12 protein-coding genes are annotated in these 18,332 nt (G+C 38.1%); 4 read left to right on the top strand and 8 right to left on the bottom strand.

Annotation, left to right across the window (positions count from 1 at the left end; translation table 11 throughout):
* Nucleotides 1–88: 88 nt before the first annotated feature.
* Together H6F39_RS16400 and H6F39_RS16395 are read right to left on the bottom strand one after the other, a co-directional pair.
* Nucleotides 89–733, bottom strand: coding sequence for a DUF3318 domain-containing protein (locus H6F39_RS16400; protein ID WP_137907720.1), 645 nt, complete (start codon nucleotides 731–733; stop codon nucleotides 89–91).
* A gap of 67 nt (nucleotides 734–800) precedes the next feature.
* Nucleotides 801–1,373: a hypothetical protein gene (locus tag H6F39_RS16395; protein ID WP_137907735.1), complete on the bottom strand. Its 573-nt coding sequence runs from the start codon at nucleotides 1,371–1,373 to the stop codon at nucleotides 801–803.
* A gap of 357 nt (nucleotides 1,374–1,730) precedes the next feature.
* Between H6F39_RS16395 and glpX the strand changes: the two genes are divergently transcribed.
* On the top strand, nucleotides 1,731–2,768 hold the full coding sequence (gene glpX / locus H6F39_RS16390) for a class II fructose-bisphosphatase (protein ID WP_190397051.1): 1,038 nt from the start codon (nucleotides 1,731–1,733) through the stop codon (nucleotides 2,766–2,768).
* A 137-nt stretch (nucleotides 2,769–2,905) separates the two neighbouring features.
* The gene (locus H6F39_RS16385; RefSeq protein WP_190397050.1) at nucleotides 2,906–4,192 is read left to right on the top strand and encodes a glutamyl-tRNA reductase; all 1,287 of its coding nucleotides are present in this window, start codon (nucleotides 2,906–2,908) and stop codon (nucleotides 4,190–4,192) included.
* A gap of 202 nt (nucleotides 4,193–4,394) precedes the next feature.
* Here the strand turns inward: H6F39_RS16385 and H6F39_RS16380 are convergent, their stop codons facing one another.
* From H6F39_RS16380 to H6F39_RS16355, 6 genes are all read right to left on the bottom strand, one after another.
* Nucleotides 4,395–5,387 (bottom strand): aspartate carbamoyltransferase catalytic subunit, encoded by a 993-nt coding sequence (locus H6F39_RS16380; RefSeq protein ID WP_137907723.1) that lies wholly within the window; start codon nucleotides 5,385–5,387, stop codon nucleotides 4,395–4,397.
* Between the two features lie 203 nt (nucleotides 5,388–5,590).
* Nucleotides 5,591–6,940, bottom strand: coding sequence for a magnesium transporter (mgtE, locus tag H6F39_RS16375; RefSeq protein WP_137907724.1), 1,350 nt, complete (start codon nucleotides 6,938–6,940; stop codon nucleotides 5,591–5,593).
* A gap of 314 nt (nucleotides 6,941–7,254) precedes the next feature.
* Nucleotides 7,255–7,515 (bottom strand): hypothetical protein, encoded by a 261-nt coding sequence (locus tag H6F39_RS16370; RefSeq protein WP_190397049.1) that lies wholly within the window; start codon nucleotides 7,513–7,515, stop codon nucleotides 7,255–7,257.
* A 70-nt stretch (nucleotides 7,516–7,585) separates the two neighbouring features.
* On the bottom strand, nucleotides 7,586–9,190 hold the full coding sequence (murJ, locus tag H6F39_RS16365) for a murein biosynthesis integral membrane protein MurJ (RefSeq protein ID WP_137907727.1): 1,605 nt from the start codon (nucleotides 9,188–9,190) through the stop codon (nucleotides 7,586–7,588).
* 48 nt (nucleotides 9,191–9,238) lie between these two features.
* Nucleotides 9,239–9,736: a pentapeptide repeat-containing protein gene (locus tag H6F39_RS16360; protein WP_190397048.1), complete on the bottom strand. Its 498-nt coding sequence runs from the start codon at nucleotides 9,734–9,736 to the stop codon at nucleotides 9,239–9,241.
* A gap of 112 nt (nucleotides 9,737–9,848) precedes the next feature.
* Entirely contained in the window at nucleotides 9,849–11,354 is a 1,506-nt protein-coding gene (locus tag H6F39_RS16355; RefSeq protein WP_190371824.1) for an LCP family protein, read from the bottom strand.
* Nucleotides 11,355–11,678: 324 nt separating this feature from the next.
* Here H6F39_RS16355 and H6F39_RS16350 point away from each other — a divergent pair, with 324 nt between their 5' ends.
* Together H6F39_RS16350 and H6F39_RS16345 are read left to right on the top strand one after the other, a co-directional pair.
* Nucleotides 11,679–12,743, top strand: a complete 1,065-nt coding sequence (locus tag H6F39_RS16350) for a mannose-1-phosphate guanylyltransferase (RefSeq protein ID WP_190397047.1) — start codon at nucleotides 11,679–11,681, stop codon at nucleotides 12,741–12,743.
* A gap of 403 nt (nucleotides 12,744–13,146) precedes the next feature.
* Nucleotides 13,147–18,006 (top strand): type ISP restriction/modification enzyme, encoded by a 4,860-nt coding sequence (locus tag H6F39_RS16345; protein WP_190397046.1) that lies wholly within the window; start codon nucleotides 13,147–13,149, stop codon nucleotides 18,004–18,006.
* Nucleotides 18,007–18,332: the final 326 nt, after the last annotated feature.

The raw sequence follows: 18,332 nt of genomic DNA, 5'->3' as shown, positions 1-18,332 counted from the left end.
TAAAATTTATTGATTCTATAAAACTGTGGCCAAGTAATTCAATATTTTTGGGGTTGGGGGTTGCCCACCCCGCTAACTGCTTGTGATTTTACAGTTCACCAGTTTCGCCATTCCTAGATTTAGATTTAGCTTTGTTAGCGCTGCGTTTAAGAGCAGAAAGTCTAGCTTCATATCGAGAACGCTGACGCTTGCTAGGAGTGTTTTCAACCAAGGTTTTTAAGGCACTACCAAGACTTTTATAAGCGTTAGGTAAACTATAACCAAAGCGGGTTGCCAGAGCGATCGCTTTTTCGTCAGCATCTAGCAATTCTTTAATTTGTTTGTCCCCATTATTTTTTTGGTATAGTCGCCAACCGGAAACGCCACATAGAGCTAAAGCTAATACTAGTAATAATCCATCTTGTACCCACAATTCACCCACCGCACCACCTAAACCAATGGCCAGTGCGGCCATTTCCCAGCCATCTTTAGGAATGGTGTCATTTTGAACACGAGCCACTTCGTGCCAAAACAGCAAATTCCGCTGATCCATTGCCAGAGCATCCCATTTTACCAAGTCAATTTGAATTTCTACTTGGTCTTTGCCGATTTCTTCGCAACGAATCAGAGATGGATTAACCTCAGTTGTGCCTTCAACCGTTACCCAACTTTGTAATTCTGGCGGTAGTAAACTTTTTAACCGCCGAATTTCACTCATTTCCGCTTTAGCAGAGGAGGTTGCATAGGATGTCATAAAAATCCAGCCCTAGGAAATTTCTTTTTTGTATATGATTAGGTTATCACTTTCCAGTTTAGCGATTTCAGTAGTTATCCTCTGATTCATCGGTAAAACTACCTCGCTTTTTCCGCGCTTCCATAGCTTTTTCTAGGAGTTCTAATAATCCAGGAGCTTGTTCTTGAATACTCAACAATAATCTTTCTCCCAAGTCTATATTTCCCGGATCTTCTCCTGTTTCCATTACTTCCTGCAAACGCGGCACAGCAATGCTATCCACAATTTGGATTAATCCGCTCAGACAACGGTTAAATTGTCTTTCGGTGAGCATGGAGTCCTCTAGGGGAAATTCAATAATAGCGCGGATTTCACCATCGGAGGGATCATATTCCCATTGCAGCATTTTGGTTTCCCAAGAAATAGCCAGCATGGTTTGCAGGATGGCGTTTTTGTGGGGATGGTCTTTCACTTCCGCTAAAACTTGAGGCGCAAATAACCGGAAAAATCTCCCTTCTTCGTCCAATTGAACAACTATCAGGAAATCCTCTAGGTTTTGAGCTTCAACACCTGTAATAATCCGGTCTTCTTCTTCATCAAAACGGTATTGCCAACCAAGATTATCTAGATACTTGGCTATCTGTTTGAGATTTGCTGCCATAAAAGCCTCGTAAGGAACAGTCGGGAGGCTGTCACCAAAATTATTGTAACCTGGTAGGAGCATTTACTCAATTGGTACATTCAGTCGTTTGGTGTGAAAAATTGTGATGATGACAAGGAAAGAAAGGAAAAAAAGGAATTTTCCGAGATAATTGAGTTTTTTGTGTCTTTCTACTTCATTTTTGCCCAACTCGGTCAATATAACTGGATTCAAAAATCTTCTGTTGAGTTTTAGTTGCAAAACTTAACACAGTTATCAGTCAAGTCTTTTTTCCATCTGTATCCGCACTTTGGTAGACTTAAAAACTGAAATAGCTAAAAAAAACGTACTTGACAAGTAATTTAGAGGGCAGACTCCGTGGAAAATACTCTTGGGTTAGAAATTATAGAAGTAGTTGAGCAAGCTGCGATCGCTTCTTCAAAATGGATGGGTAAGGGCGAAAAAAACATTGCTGACCAAGTAGCTGTGGAAGCTATGCGCGAACGGATGAATAAAATCCATATGCGCGGTCGCATTGTCATCGGTGAAGGTGAACGGGACGAAGCTCCTATGCTTTACATTGGTGAAGAAGTGGGTATCTGTACCAGACCAGATGCCGCTAATTTCTGTAATGTTAATGAACTAGTAGAAATTGACATCGCTGTTGACCCCTGCGAAGGTACTAACCTGGTTGCTTATGGTCAAAATGGCTCCATGGCGGTTTTGGCAATTTCTGAAAAAGGCGGTTTATTTGCTGCTCCTGACTTCTACATGAAGAAACTGGCAGCGCCCGCCGCCGCTAGAGGTCATGTTGATATTAACAAATCCGCTACAGAAAACTTAAAAATCCTTTCTGAATGCCTAAACCGGGCTGTGGAAGAATTAGTAGTTGTTGTTATGGACCGTCCCCGTCATAAAGAACTAATTCAAGAAATCCGCACCGCTGGTGCCAGAGTTAGACTGATCAGCGATGGTGACGTTTCTGCTGCTATCTGTTGCGCTTTTTCTGGTACTAATATTCATGCGTTAATGGGTATCGGTGCTGCTCCCGAAGGTGTGATTTCAGCTGCGGCTTTACGTTGCTTGGGTGGACACTTCCAAGGACAATTAATCTACGATCCAGAAGTTGTCCAAACTGGTTTAATTGGTGAAAGCAGAGAAGGTAATCTAGCCCGTTTAAATGAAATGGGTATTACTGATGGTGACAAGGTTTATAACGCTAATGAATTAGCTTCTGGTGAAACGGTGTTATTCGCCGGTTGCGGTATCACTCCTGGGACTCTGATGGATGGTGTGCGTTTCTTCCACGGTGGCGCTAGAACCCAAAGCTTGGTTATTTCCAGTCAATCTAAAACCGCTCGCTTTGTGGATACAGTTCACTTGTGGCAAGAACCCAAGACTATCCAACTACGATAATCATTGGTGATTTGTGATAGGTAATTGGTGATTGGGAAAAAACTCTTACCAATTACCTGTTACCCATGACCCATGACCTATTACCTATTACTTATTACCTATTACCTATTACCTATTACCTATTACCCATTTAAGAAATGAATATTGCCGTGGTGGGGTTAAGCCATAAAACAGCCCCAATAGAAGTTAGAGAAAAATTAAGTATTCCCGAAACTCAAATCGAAGGAGCGATCGCTCATCTTCTCAGTTATGCTCATATTGATGAGGTTGCTATTCTCAGCACTTGTAACCGCTTAGAAATTTATATTGTCAGTAACGAAACTACTCAAGGGATTCACGAAGTTACTCAGTTTCTTTCTGAACATAGTAAACTACCTATAGTCTCTCTGCGTCATCATCTGTTTATATTGCTCCATGGTGATGCTGTAACACATATTTTACGGGTTGCATCTGGTTTAGATAGTCTCGTCTTAGGTGAAGGTCAAATTTTAGCTCAAGTTAAACATACTCATAAACTCGGACAGCAATTTAATGGCATCAAAACCATTTTAAATCGGTTATTTAAACAAGCCCTCACCGCCGGTAAACGAGTTCGTACGGAAACTAGTATTGGTACTGGTGCTGTTTCCATCAGTTCAGCAGCAGTAGAATTAGCGCAGATGAAGGTAAAAAATTTATCTAATTATCGCGTGTCTATTCTGGGTGCTGGGAAAATGTCCAGGTTACTTGTACAACACCTGATTTCTAAAGGTGCAAGTCAAATTAGTATTGTTAATCGTTCCCGTGGTAGGGCTGAAGAACTAGCAAATTTGTTCCCAGAACAACCTATACAAATCCATTTGCTGCCAGAGATGATGTCAGTTATTGCCGAAAGTAATATAGTATTTACTAGCACGTCATCAACAGAACCTATTCTTAATCGGGCTAAGTTAGAAATGGTACTAGAACCAAATCAACAATTAATGTTATTTGATATTTCCGTACCCAGAAACGTAGATGCAGATGTTAATGATTTAGCCAATGTTAAAGCCTTTAATGTTGATGACTTGAAAGCCGTTGTCGCGCAAAATTATGAAAGTCGCCGCCAAATGGCGCAAGAAGCTGAGAAGATATTAGACGAGGAAGTAGGGGCTTTTGAAGTGTGGTGGCGAAGTTTAGAAACTGTTTCTACAATCAGTTCTTTACGCAATAAAGTAGAGACTATCCGCGAACAAGAATTAGAAAAAGCTTTATCGCGCTTGGGTTCAGAATTTAGCGAAAAACATCAAGAAATCATTGAAGCTTTAACACGGGGAATAGTTAATAAAATTTTGCATGATCCCATGGTGCAATTACGCGCCCAGGAAGATGTAGAAGCGAGAAGACGATGTATGCAAACTCTACAAATGTTATTTAATTTGGACGCAGAGGAGCAATTTAGCTGAAATTGGCAAAAAATAGGGAAAAATGATGCCATTGCGGCTAAAAATCCCTGTTTTGCTTTGGCCTTGGCTTTGATACTTTTGGTTATGGCAGAAACAGAGCTTGTTTTGCCATAATATTCAAACATAAGGCTTATTTGTTATACTTAGCAAGCTTTATAAAATTTTATTAGGAGTATTTTTTGTGAAAGTTGTGTAAGTCCTATTAAAATCTGTTACCGATAAAATACAAAAGTGCCATTCGTACTGCCACACCGCTAGTTACCTGAGATTGAATTAAACTAAATTCAGGATCATCCATTAAATCAGAACTAATTTCTACACCACGATTAACAGGTCCTGGATGTAAAACTTTAACGTCAGGTTGACAAAGTTTTAATTTAGGGCGAGTAATACCAAATAATTGATGATATTCTCTTAAACTAGGTAATAAATTGGCTGTCATGCGTTCTTTTTGTAAACGTAAAGTCATGACAAAATCAGCATTTTCTAAAGCTGGTTCTAGTTGCCAATGGGTAAATAAATTATGGGAATTTTCGTGAACACCCAAATATTCAGCAAAGAATTTAGGTAATAATGTGGGGGGTGCTGCTAAATGCACTTGCGCCCCACTAGCAATTAAACTCCAAATATTAGAACGGGCGACACGGGAATGTAAAATATCTCCAACAATAGCAATTTTCTTGCCTTTTAATAATTCGATTCTTGGTTGTGCCGGATCAATTAAATTACAAATAGTAAATAAATCGAGTAATCCCTGAGATGGATGTTCGTGTTGTCCATCACCAGCATTAAGAACGCTAACTTTTACACCTAAACGATCCATTTCTTGGGCTATACTCAGAGGTACTCCGGCATCTTTATGGCGGATTACCATAATATCAGTTCCCATTGCTAAATAGGTTTTTGCCGTATCTAAAATAGTTTCTCCTTTAGTCATGGAAGATGTGGAAGCGGCAAAATTGAGAGTATCTGCACTTAATCGTTTAGCCGCTATTTCAAAACTACTGCGGGTGCGGGTAGAGGGTTCAAAAAATAAATTTGCTACCACCTGTCCCTGTAAGGTGGGGACTTTCTTTGTCCTTCGTGATAGTACCTCTTGAAATGAAGCCGCAGTTTGTAAGACGGCGTTATATTCAGCCGTTGTAAAGTCCGCAAGTGTGAGAATATGATGACGATTCCAGGTAGTTGTAGGCATTTAGATTTTAGATTTTAGATTTTGGATTTTGGATTTGAGATTTTGGGTTATTAGATTTTGGATTTTAGATTTTGGATTTGAGATTTTTGGTTATTAGATAATTGGTAATAATGAAAATAATATATACAATTACCAATTACCAATTACCAATTACCCATTACCCATTACCCATTACCAATTACCCATTACCCATTACCAATCTTTTAAGATTGTAAATGAAATATATTTAAAGCCATAGAAACCATACTGAGAAAGGTTAAAAAACCGATGGTATCTAACATGGTTGTGACTAACGGACCACTCATTAAAGCCGGATCTAATTTCCACCGCTTTAAGGCCATGGGTAACAAAGTTCCCAAAGTCACAGCCACCATTGTATTAGTGGCCATGACTGCCCCTGCAATTAAAGCTACCCATTTTTCTTGGGGTTTAGCCCAAATTAGGGAAAGGGCAATCATTGTTATTCCTAATGCTAGGGCTGTTCCTAAACCGGCTAACAGTTCTTTACGGAGGATTTTCCAGGTATCTTCAGGTGTAACGTCTCCTACGCCTAAACTACGAATAGTTACGGTAAGTGCTTGTATACCGACAGTGCCACCAGTATTAGAAAATATGGGCATAATCACGGCCAGGACTGGTACAGCAGCAATCACAGATTGAAAAGGAGCGATCGCACTGGCCGCGCCAATGTATAATCCCATAATCCCCAATAACCAAGGCAACCGTTTGCGAATGGTGATGTGTGGGGCAGATAAGGCTTCTTCGTCACCACTGACCCCTGCCAATTTTTGGATATCTTCTGTAGCTTCTTCTTCTAAAATATCTACTACATCATCAATCGTAATAATACCGACTAATCTATCTTCCCTATCAACCACAGGCATGGCGATTAAGTCGTAACGCTGCATAATCCGGGCGACTTCTTCCTGGGGTGTTTCTGTTCTGACTTTGACAACGTGAGGGCTGGCAATATCTTTAATTAAAACATCGGGAAAGGTAAATAACAGTTGACGCAAAGAAACTACACTCACTAATTTGCGGTTATCATCGGTGACATAGGCGTAGTAAATTGTTTCCTTGTCTTCGTCTTGCAGGCGGATTTTACTGAGGGCTTCACCCACCGTTAAGCCTCGCCGCAAGCGGACATATTCCGTGGTCATTACCCGCCCCGCTGTCCCCTCTGGATAGCCGAGAATCGTTGACGTGGCTTGTCTTTGTTCTGGGCTGAGTTGTTGTAATAGTCGTTTAACTACTCCCGCTGGTAGTTCATCAAATAATTCCGCCCGTTCGTCGGGACTCATTTCTTCCACCAGGTGGACTACCTGGGCATCGTGGAGAGAGTTGATTAGTTCTTCCTGTACTTCTGTGGGTAAATATTCAAAGACATCTATGGCTTGGTCTTTGTTGAGTAGCCGAAAAGCGATCGCCCTTTGTTTTTCTGGCAATTGGCTGATATAGTCTCCCACATCTACAGGTTGTAGACAATTCAAATCACATTTAAGCTGATTTAAGTCAGCAATATCTAAGGAAGTACGAATTTCCTGGGTCAGCATAATAGACATCTCCTAAAGTCTCCCCCGCGCTGGGAGACTGCCTCGCCAGCTTAGAGGAGGGTACTACTGCCATCTGTTGGACTTTTGTCCATAACCTCTCGTGAAATTTAATATAAACACTGAAATCAAATAGCACTGCTAATTGATGGGTTTAGCCTGGAATTTGATTTCCCGATAGACGCTGTTTAACATTTTAAGGGTAAGTTGTCACTTGTACAAGTGGTGACAGCTTATGGGTAAAGACTGGGAAGAAATCAAAATTATCCAATCTTTGCCCCAGATGTTTATTGTGTACATAATCAAAAAAAGCGATGTCAGCTTTCCCAAGTCCATGTCCCGTGGCGATATTTCACTCGCCCCATAAAGACACCACGTTCGTCATAGCATTTGTATCGTTGTCCAAATTTACTGCTTTCTTTATAGTCTACTCGGGCAACAGGTTTAGGAGCGCAACGTTCAATAACTTGCTTAACTTCTTCTGGTAAATGATCTTGCACACCATAAGATATTTCAGCATCAGAAGCCAAGAAGCTTCCAATTCTCACAGCTTTACCTAACAAGGACAATGGATTCATAACGCCAGTTCCTAATTTCCTGATTCATTCTATTGAACTAAATTTTACAGTAATTTTAATTTATTTCTTCTTATTTCTTTAAAAACTTTTGTCGCATCTTAATTACAAAACTATTCACCTCGGGAATATTCATTCTCGAAGCAATAAGAGAAAATACACCAATTCCCACCAAAGCAGATATAGATAATTCTATGAATAAAGTAATTAAATTTGGTTTACCCAAAACTTGACGAGAAACTATTAAAGCTCCAAAACTAGCTAGACCCGATATAATACTACCACCAGTTAAACTCAAAATAGGGATACACCATTCCCGCCAAGGTAAACCATTAAGTTTGCGGTTTAGCAAAAATAACAACATCAACATGGAACCACAATTAACGCCAACTGTAGCCAAAACTAAACCCGGTGCGCCAAAAGGTTCAACTAATAAGAAATCTAGTACAGCATTAAGAAAAATATTAAATGTACTAATTTTAAAAGGTGTTTGTCCATCACCCAAAGCATAAAATACCCTGACTAAAACATCACGCCCTAGATAGACAAACATCCCAATTCCATAGGCAACTAATAAAGAAGATACTAACTGAGTTGCTTCTTGTTTAAATGCTCCCCGTTGATAAACTATCTGGACAATTGGCTCAGATAAAGATACCATTAAAGCCCCTAAAGGTAGCATGGTGACAGCAGTTAGTAAAAGTCCTTGCCGAATGCGTAATTTTAGTTCTGGCCAATTGTCTGGGTGAGAAAGTTTAGCAAATGTTGGTAATAAAGGCAGTAAAATAATATTAGAAATAATTCCCAAAGGAGTTTGTACTAAAAGATTAGCATAGGTAAAACCTGCTGCTGCACCGGCAATAGGACTGGCAAAATAAAGGTCAGTGGCGACATTTATGGGCATCATTCCTGATGATATGGTGGCTGGAGTCATGATTTTAATTACTTCTTGAACACCAGGAGATTTAAAATCAAATCTTAGCCGTAATGTCCCTAATCCTAACCGCCATTGGACAATTAATTGTACTAACCATTGCAAAATTCCTCCCGCTAAAGTTCCCCAGGCTAATATCATGCCACCGATGAAAGCATATTCAGGATTAATAATTTGTTTACCATATTCTAGAACTAAAATACCGATACCGATAATAACGGTTATACTGGATAATAACGGACTAATTGATAATAACCAATATTGATTAGCTGCATTTAAAGTCCCAAAACCAATCCCAATTAAGCCCGCAAATAAGGACAGAGGGGACATAATTTGGATTTGACGGATGGCGATCGCTCTTGTAGTCGCTTCTAAGCCATGACCAACTAAATCAATAATTAACTCAGCGCAGAATATTTGGGCAATTGTCACTACTAGCAACAACCCACCCACAAGAGTTGTTACTGTTTCTACTATAGGTGCTGCTGCTTCTTTTTTATGTTTAGATAAAACACTGACAATGGCACTATGTAAAGGTCCGTTGACACCACCCAGTAAGATCAAAAGAAAACCGGGGATAATATAAGCATAGCTATAGGCCGTAGCTGCTGCACCGACACCGAAAGCCGCAGCGATTATTTGTTGTCTAATTAAACCAAATACCTTACTAATTAATGTTGCTGCGGCAACAATACCAGCAATTCCAGCGAAAGAACGGGCGGGTTTTTTTTCTTGTTGTGTCACGAATATCAGTGGTCAGTGGTTAGTTGAGAGTTATTAGTTGTCAATTTTTCAACGACAACCTAAACTATCGTGAGTAGAAATACCAGTTACAGGATTAACACCTTGCGCTATTTTACACAGCAGCGATACTTGATAACGGTCAATGATTGCATTTGTAAAATCAGCGCCAGTGATATCAGCATCATAAAAGCGGCTGCGGGTCAAAGTTGCTTCTGTAAAAATGGCATTTCTTAGATTAGCACCATCTAAGGTAACACGATCAACTAAAGCGCCTGTTAAATTTGCACCTTCTAAATTGGCTTTTAATAAAACGCCTTTGGTAAAAATTGCGTTAGTTAAATTTGCACCTTGGAAATTTGTTCCCCGCATTTCCGCTGCGACAAAAGTTCCACCGACAAAATCAGTATAGGAAAAGTCACGATTATTTAAGTTAGCATTACTGTAGTTAATAGTATTAACTTGAGCGAATGTTATTTGCGGAATCATAATACACAATCCCGCCCAAATAGAAATTAAAGTTAAATATCTTAACAAAATTTTGTTCATAAACTTGCTAAGTAGGTTGGCGTTAAAAATTGTCGTTATAGTGAGGGAACGTTCCCAGTTAAGAGTTCCCTGTTCTCTGTTCCCTGTTCCCTCTTCCCTGTGAGAAAGTTACTTACTTCCAATCTTTACCAATGCGAATTGTCAAGTCAGATTCTAGATCACCGTTTCCTGAAACTTCAACTTGTCCTAAACCTAAAACTTGTTGTAAATCAATTCCTGGTTGTCGGTTGCCTTTTTGGACAATAATCTGAGTTTGACTCTGGGTATCTGGCCAGTCTGGAACTGGGTAAACATTAGTAAAACCTTTCTGCTTAAGATAGGTAATTACCCTTTGCGTTAGCTGGGGTTGATTAGTAGTATTTTGAACAGCAACTCTCCGGGCAGAAATAGGTCTGGTATCTGAGGTAATACCAGCGACATTTACCCCAGTAAAATCAGTTAATAAGCTTTGTTGACCAGTCATATTTAACCAATAGCTATTAGGATCTTGACTGAATTTGCTAAAAGTACCGGGTAACATTGCCATTTGGAAATTATCCCGTTCTACATTCACGGAAAAATTCGCCAATGCCATCATTTCCTCCGTTTTGAGGTTGGTATCAAAATACTTCCGCATAATGCGAGTTAATTGGGGCAACCTGGGTAAAACAGTGGGACTGTTGAGCTTTTGCATTAAAGCAGTGATTAGTGCTTGTTGTCGCTGAACTCTGGGTAAATCCCCCATACCTTCTTCACGAAAGCGGGCAAACTGTTCTGCTTGTTGACCATTAAGATTTTGCCAACCGCTGACTAAATTTATTGACAAGCCACCTGAGCGATCTTGATAATTCATAGCTTGGGGGACAAATACATCTACCCCACCCAACTGGTCAACTAATTGGCGGAAGCCACTAGTAGAAATGCGGATATATCTATCTATGGGAGCATTGTTTAAACTGCGACTAACTACCCGTGCGGCTAAAACTGGACCACCCTTGGCATTAGCTTCAGATACCTTAGTTAAGCCTTGTTCGGGGATTGCTATCATTGTCCCTCTGGGAATTGACAGAACGCGAATAGATTTATCACTGGGATTTAGCCGCACCAACATCATAGTATCACTGCTACCAGCAAAACTTTCTGGTGAACCGTCTACAGTTCCCGGCACTGGTTCAATACCCATAATTAAAATATTCATGGGTCTTGATAGTTTATACTGAGAAAGCTGAGTCCATAAACCTGCGGGTATTTTGACTTGATTCTGTTTATAAGAAGCAAATTCATCATCTTTCGTTTGGTCTAGATTACTCCATAGAGGAGTCCATAGTGCCAAACTGGACGCTAATAAACCAGATACAGTTACGCCTAAAACAACAGTTAGCACCCACAATAACCAGCGGGGAATTGATAAGCCTAATCGCGCATAGAGTTCCTTGGGAAGAGCGCCCACTGATTCCACAACGCTACTAGCAGAGTAGACTGATTCCGGCGGTTTTACCAGGGGGGTGGACACTGGTACTTGTTGAATTATTGTCTGATTTTCTAACTTTTGGACTGGTGGCTGTTTTACCTCCTGCTCTGGTGGTGTTACCTGTTGAGGTATGACCTGATTTTCTAACCATTGAATTTGTTTAATCACAATTTTCTCCCCACTCAACCACTCCTTAAAGGTATGTTAATACAAGCTACAAATATTGCAACTGCAAAATTTCACAGTGCAAATTTTGGATTTTAAAAAAGCATCAGCCAGATTTTGTTAGGTTTTGCTGTCCTCATAGCTTTAATCTGTGATAATTACAACATACTTAACTAACCGAAATTATCAGTCAAGATCATCCAAAATTCAAAATTAAATGCAGTCCACAGGCCACAGGCCACAGTCCAGAGGCAAGGGGTAAGGGGCAAGACTTACCCACCATTCGATGTAAACTTATATTGTTCTGCATTGGGTGTGCTTTCGAGTATGAATAATTTATTTTTTCCTGTGATTTTAGCAGGTGGTAAAGGTGAACGTTTTTGGCCTTTGAGCCGACTGGACAGACCTAAACAATTTTTAAGTCTTGATGGTAGCTCTCAGAGCTTACTACAAGCAACCGCTGATCGATTGTTACCATTGGCTGACGGTTGGCAAAACTTGTGGGTAATTACCTCTAGCGCCATTGCCCAAGGGGTGAGAGAACAACTTCCTGATTTACTAGAATCAAATTTACTCATTGAACCTTTAGGACGAGATACCGCCGCTGCTGTTGCTTGGGCAAGTTTAGAAATTAACAAGCGTTACGGAAAAAACGCTATGATTGGTTTTTTCCCGGCTGACCACTGGATTGCTGACCCAGAGGTATTTTTAGCTACCCTGTCCGCTGCTACCGAGTTGGCAAGAACTACCCCGGCAATAGTGACTTTGGGGATCAAACCCAATTTTCCATCAACTGGCTATGGTTATATTGAGCAAGGCGAGAAATTATGTGACTTTAATAACTTGCCAGCTTATCATGTTCAGCGTTTTACTGAAAAGCCCGACCAGGAAACAGCCGCAACTTTTTTATCTACAGGACGGTTTAGCTGGAATAGTGGTATGTTTGTTTTTCAAGCCGGTGTTGTTTTAGCAGAATTACGCACCCATGCACCAGAAATTATCCAACCTTTAGAACAATATGGCCCTGATATTTATCCCCAGTTACCTAAAAAAAGTATAGATTACGCGCTGATGGAAAAAACTAGTTTAGCTTATGTTTTACCTGTGGCATTTGGTTGGGATGATTTGGGTGATTGGAATGCTATTGAACGTTTACTAAAACAAGAGGATAATCCTAATGTAGAACTTGCTACTCATGTTGGCTTAGATACTCAAGGAGCTATTGTTTATGCCTCCAATCCTGATGATGTAATTGTTACTATCGGTTTAGAAGATGTGGTCATTGTCCGCGATCGCAATGTTACCCTAGTAGTGAAGAAGGATCGTACCCAGGAAATTAAGCAGATCCTGAAAACTTTGCAAAACGATGGCCGATTTACGGACTTATTATAGAATTTAAAACCCTGGTAGATAGCTCAAACTGTTGTTAACCATTATAACTTATAGATTGTATTCTGTGAAATAACAGATTTGAGCCTTTTTTTTTGGTGTTACATAATTTGCATAATACTGGTATCAATTATGGTTTCTATGTTTCCCCCCAAAACCCAAAGGTGCAAAAGTTTTTTCATCAAAAGTCATCAAAAGTCAGCAGAAGTTAATCTAAGTTAATCCAAGTTAATACAAGTTAATATAAGTTAATACAAGTTAATATAAGTTAATATAAGTTAATCCCATCAGACCTTTACAACTATACGTAAGTGTAGTTATTATATTAATCTATAGCCTCATTGCCATGCGCTGGGTGGGAATGAGAAAACGAGCAGGGGATCTGGAAGATAGGAGAAATCTGAATATGACTATTGGCAAAATATTAAAGGAATTTAGACAAAATTCTCAATCTCCCCGGGAATTAGGAGATAAATTTGAACGGTTAATGTTAACTTATCTCAAAACTGATCCCATCTACAAAGAGTATTTTAGCGAGGTTTGGTTATGGATGGATTTCCCGAAACGGGGAAATATGCCAGATACAGGTATTGACCTAGTAGCAGTCATCAGAGATACTGGCGATTATTGTGCTATTCAATGTAAATGTTATGGAGAAGACCAAACTTTAGAAAAATCAGATATAGATTCATTTTTCACCGCTTCGGGGACAAATTTATTTAAAAAACGCATGATAATTTCCACTACAAACAAGTGGAGTAAACACGCCTTAGCAGCTTTAGATGGTCAACAAATTCCTGTTATTCGTGCTACTATTTACGATTTAGCCAATAGTCCCATTGATTGGGAGCAATTCAGTTTAGAAAATCCTGATCATTTAGAACTTAAACCTAAAAAAAAAATTAGGCCTCATCAACAAACCGCTTTAGAAAAAGTCCTCACGGGTTTTCAAACAGGAGATAGAGGTAAATTAATAATGGCTTGCGGTACTGGTAAAACCTTTACCGCTTTGAAAATTGCGGAAAATTTCCTTAAAGAAAATAATTTAATTCTCTTTTTAGTTCCTTCTATTTCTTTACTTTCCCAAACTTTGCGAGAATGGACTGCTGAAACTGATATTAATTTTCATAGTATTGCAGTTTGTTCTGATGTGAATGTGGGTAAAAGTAAGCAAAAATCTAAAAATGATGATCTTGCAGATATTACAGTTAATGATTTAGCGTTTCCTGCCACAACTAACGCCAATGATATTATAAAATCCTATCACAATATTCAATCTAAAAATCAAAAAGAATTAACCGTTATTTTTTCTACCTATCAATCAATTCAAGCTATATCAGATGCACAGAAACAAGGTTTACCAGAATTTGATTTAATTATCTGTGATGAAGCCCATAGAACCACAGGTGTAAGGGCGAACGGCCGTTCGCCCCTACATTCTGGTGAAGATGAATCTTATTTTGTCAGAGTACATAATCAAGATTTTATCCAAGCTAAAAAACGTCTTTACATGACAGCAACTCCTAAAGTTTATGATCCTGATGCTAAAAATCAAGCACAAGAAAATGATGTTTTATTATGTTCCATGGATGATGTAGATCTTTATGGTCAAGAGTTTCATAGGTTAAATTTTGGTGAAGCTGTTAGTGCTGGCTTATTAAGTGATTACAAAGTCATGGTATTAGCAGTAGATAAAAATTTTGTTAATGCAACTTTTCAACAACAAATTTCTGATGGAAAGTATGTATTAAATTTAGATGATAAAGCTAAAATTATTGGTTGTTGGAATGGTTTAGCAAAACGTATTCTTAATGATGAAGAAGGAGACGACACAGAAGATAAAACCCCAATGAAACGGGCGGTTGCGTTTTGTCGCACCATTGAAGATTCAGAAAAAATTGTCAAATTATTCGCTAAGAATATCAATGATTATCAAAAATTAAACCCCGAAGATGAAACAATTTTACAATGTGAATTACAGCACGTTGACGGTAAACAAAACGCTTTACAAAGAAATGAAAAATTAGCATGGTTAAAAGCTGAACCCCCCCTAACCCCTGCTACAAGGGGGGGAAATAGCGGTAATATCTGTCGAATCCTCTCTAATGCGCGGTGTTTATCGGAAGGGGTAGATGTACCCGCGTTAGATGCGGTGATATTCTTCACACCTCGTAACTCCGTGGTGGATGTGGTACAGTCCGTTGGTAGAGTGATGAGAAAAGCAGAAGGGAAAAAATACGGTTATATCATTTTACCAGTTAGTATTGCGGCAGATATACCTCCTGAAATTGCTTTAAAAGATAATGAATATAAAGTAGTTTGGCAAGTTTTACAGGCTTTACGCTCCCATGATGAGAGATTTAATGCTACTATCAATAAGATAGAATTAAATAAACGTCGTCCTGATAAAATTAGTATTATTGGTGTAGGTGGTAAAACTGAAAATAATGGTAAGGGCGAACGGCCGTTCGCCCCTACATATAAACAATTAGAATTGAATTTTCCCATTGAAGAATGGCGAAATGCCATTTATGCGAAAATAGTTACTAAATGTGGTAATCGTCGTTATTGGGAAGATTGGGCTAAGGATGTAGCGAAAATTGCTGATACTCACATTTCCCGAATTAAAGCATTATTAGTAGGGGCGAACGGCCGTTCGCCCTTACAATCAGAAGCGAAAAAAGTATTTGATGAATTTATCACAGGGTTACATCAAAATATTAATCCTAATGTCACCGAAGATGAAGCCATTGAAATGTTATCTCAACATTTAATTACCAAACCGGTTTTTGATGCTTTGTTTGAGGGTTACGAATTTACTAAATATAACCCGGTTTCCCAGACAATGCAAAGAATGTTAGATGTGTTAGAAGGTCAATCTTTGCAGAAGGAAGTCAAGACTTTAGACAAGTTTTATCAAAGTGTGCGAGAACGCGCTAGTGGTATTGATAATGCAGAAGGAAAACAGCGGATCATTATTGAATTATATGATAAATTTTTCCGTGCGGCTTTTCCCCGGTTGGTAGAAAGATTGGGTATTGTTTATACTCCCGTGGAAGTGGTAGATTTTATTATTAAAAGTGCTGATTTTGCTTTAAAACAAGAGTTTGGTGTGGGTTTAACTGATGAAGGTGTGCATATTTTAGACCCCTTTACCGGGACGGGTACTTTTATGGTGCGGTTATTGCAAAGTGGGTTAATTAAACCTGAGGATTTACAACGGAAGTTTAGTTATGAGTTGCATTGTAATGAGATTGTTTTATTAGCTTATTATATTGCAGCAATTAATATTGAGGAAAGTTATCATTTTTTAGCTGGTGGTGAATATCAACCTTTTAATGGCATTGTTTTAACAGATACATTTCAAATGTTTGAAAATGCAGGTTATTTGTTAGAAAGTATCTTTCCTGAAAATAATCAACGGGTTATTAATCAAAAGCAAAGGGATATTACTGTGATTATTGGTAATCCTCCTTATTCTGCTGGACAAACTAGCGAAAATGATGGGAATAAAAATCTCAAATATGAAAATTTAGATCAAAAAATTGCCAATAGTTACGCTAAACATTCCACAGCTACGAATAAAAACAGTCTTTATGATTCTTATATTCGCGGTTTTAGATGGGCTAGTGATAGAATAAAAGACCAAGGTATAGTTTGTTTTGTCAGTAATGGTTCATTCATTGATGGTAATGCAATGGATGGTTTTAGAAAATGTTTGGTAGATGAATTTACTAGCATTTATTGTTTTAATTTACGAGGTAATCAAAGAACTTCGGGAGAACAATCAAGAAAAGAAGGGGGTAAAATTTTTGGTTCAGGAAGTCGTGCTACTATTGCGATTATTTTCTTAATCAAAAATTCCAGTAAGAAATCAGAAAATAAGGTATTTTATCATGATATTGGTGATTATTTAAGTCAAAAGGAAAAATTAGATATTATTAAAAATTTTGGTGATATTTCTACTATTAAATGGCAAGAAATCACCCTTAATGAAAATTATGATTGGATTAACCAACGTAATGATGATTTTGAAAGTTTTATTTCATTGGGTGATAAAAAAGATGCAACTAGTAAAACTATTTTTGATGTTTATTCAAGAGGTCTTGAAACTACTAGAGATATTTGGGTTTATAACTTCTCTTATCAATCAGTTATTGATAATATTACGAGAATGATTGATTTTTATAACCAGCAAGTTGAAGAATTTAAAGAATATTTAAAAGATAAAAGATTTGTTAATACTAAAGATAAGGAAAAGCTGGTAGAATCTTTTGTTGATACAGACACAAAAAAGATTAGTTGGTCAAGTAGTCTTAAACAACAATTACAAAGAATAAAAATTATTGAATATCAAGAAAAATCTATTGTAAAAGGTATATATAGACCATTTTGTAAACAATGGATATATTTTGACAATTATCTAAATCATCGAGTTGGCCAAATGCCTAAAATTTTCCCAAATCAAAACTTAGAAAACTTAGTAATTTGTGTAACTGGAATTGGTGTTACAAAAGATTTTAATGCTTTAATAGTAAATACACTTCCTGATTTAAATTTCCATCAAGCAGGTCAATGTTTCCCCTTATATACCTACGAAAAACAAAGCGAACTAGGAGAACTATTTGCAACAGCAAACACAGAACAATACACCAAAAAAGAAAATATCCCCGATAGCATTTTCAAAGAATATCAGCAAAAATATGAAGACAAAACCATCAGCAAAGAAGACATCTTCTATTACATTTATGGAGTATTACATTCACCCGAATATAAACAACGCTTTGCGTCAGACCTGAAGAAAATGTTACCACGAATCCCCTTTACTGCGGATTTTTGGACATTCAGTCAAGCGGGAAGAGAATTAGCGTATTATCATCTCAACTATGAAACCATAGAACCTTATGAATTAGAAGAATTTAAAAAAGATTTATATTTAGATGACCAAGATTATCAAGTGGAAAAAATGGTCTTTGGTAAGAATAAAAACGGCCTAGATAAAACCATCATCATCTATAATAGTAAACTTACTCTATCCCAAATCCCCCTAGAAGCCTACGAATATATAGTAAATGGCAAATCAGCCCTAGAATGGATAATGGAAAGGTACAAAGTCACCAAAGATAAAGATAGTGGCATAATTAATGACCCTAACCATTGGTCAGAAAATCCCCGTTATATAGTGGATTTAGTCAAAAGGATTGTGAGAGTCAGCTTAGAAACCGTGAGAATTGTTAAAAGTTTACCAGCATTGAATGAATGGTAATATACAATCAACCTAGGGGGTAATTCATGAATTACCCCTACAAATAAACAGAATAACCATAAAACCATCAGCGTTTATCTGCGTTTATCTGCGTTCAACATTATTATAGTCCGAATCAGGATAACCAGGATTTGAGGATTTACAGGATGTGATTTTTAAGTTTTCGGTTTTGGTTTGGGTTTTATTGTCTTGAATCAGGATAACCAGGATTTAAGGATTTACAGGATGTGATTTTTAAGTTTTCGGTTTTGGTTTGGGTTTTCTTGTCTTGAATCAGGATAACCAGGATTTGAGGATTTACAGGATGTGATTTTTAAGTTTTCGGT

Source organism: Dolichospermum sp. FACHB-1250, from assembly GCF_014696335.1.
GTDB lineage: Bacteria > Cyanobacteriota > Cyanobacteriia > Cyanobacteriales > Nostocaceae > Dolichospermum > Dolichospermum planctonicum.
The sequence above is the reverse complement of the archived record's forward strand: the minus strand, read 5'-3'. Positions and strand labels throughout refer to the sequence as shown.

Excerpts from the sequence above, each read along its gene's own strand:
- H6F39_RS16400 (WP_137907720.1), bottom strand. The coding sequence starts at position 733 with ATGACATCCTATGCAACCTCCTCTGCTAAAGCGGAAATGAGTGAAATT.
- H6F39_RS16395 (WP_137907735.1), bottom strand. The coding sequence starts at position 1,373 with ATGGCAGCAAATCTCAAACAGATAGCCAAGTATCTAGATAATCTTGGT.
- H6F39_RS16385 (WP_190397050.1), top strand. The coding sequence starts at position 2,906 with ATGAATATTGCCGTGGTGGGGTTAAGCCATAAAACAGCCCCAATAGAA.
- H6F39_RS16380 (WP_137907723.1), bottom strand. The coding sequence starts at position 5,387 with ATGCCTACAACTACCTGGAATCGTCATCATATTCTCACACTTGCGGAC.
- mgtE (WP_137907724.1), bottom strand. The coding sequence starts at position 6,940 with ATGCTGACCCAGGAAATTCGTACTTCCTTAGATATTGCTGACTTAAAT.
- H6F39_RS16370 (WP_190397049.1), bottom strand. The coding sequence starts at position 7,515 with ATGAATCCATTGTCCTTGTTAGGTAAAGCTGTGAGAATTGGAAGCTTC.
- H6F39_RS16360 (WP_190397048.1), bottom strand. The coding sequence starts at position 9,736 with ATGAACAAAATTTTGTTAAGATATTTAACTTTAATTTCTATTTGGGCG.
- H6F39_RS16350 (WP_190397047.1), top strand. The coding sequence starts at position 11,679 with ATGAATAATTTATTTTTTCCTGTGATTTTAGCAGGTGGTAAAGGTGAA.
- H6F39_RS16345 (WP_190397046.1), top strand. The coding sequence starts at position 13,147 with ATGACTATTGGCAAAATATTAAAGGAATTTAGACAAAATTCTCAATCT.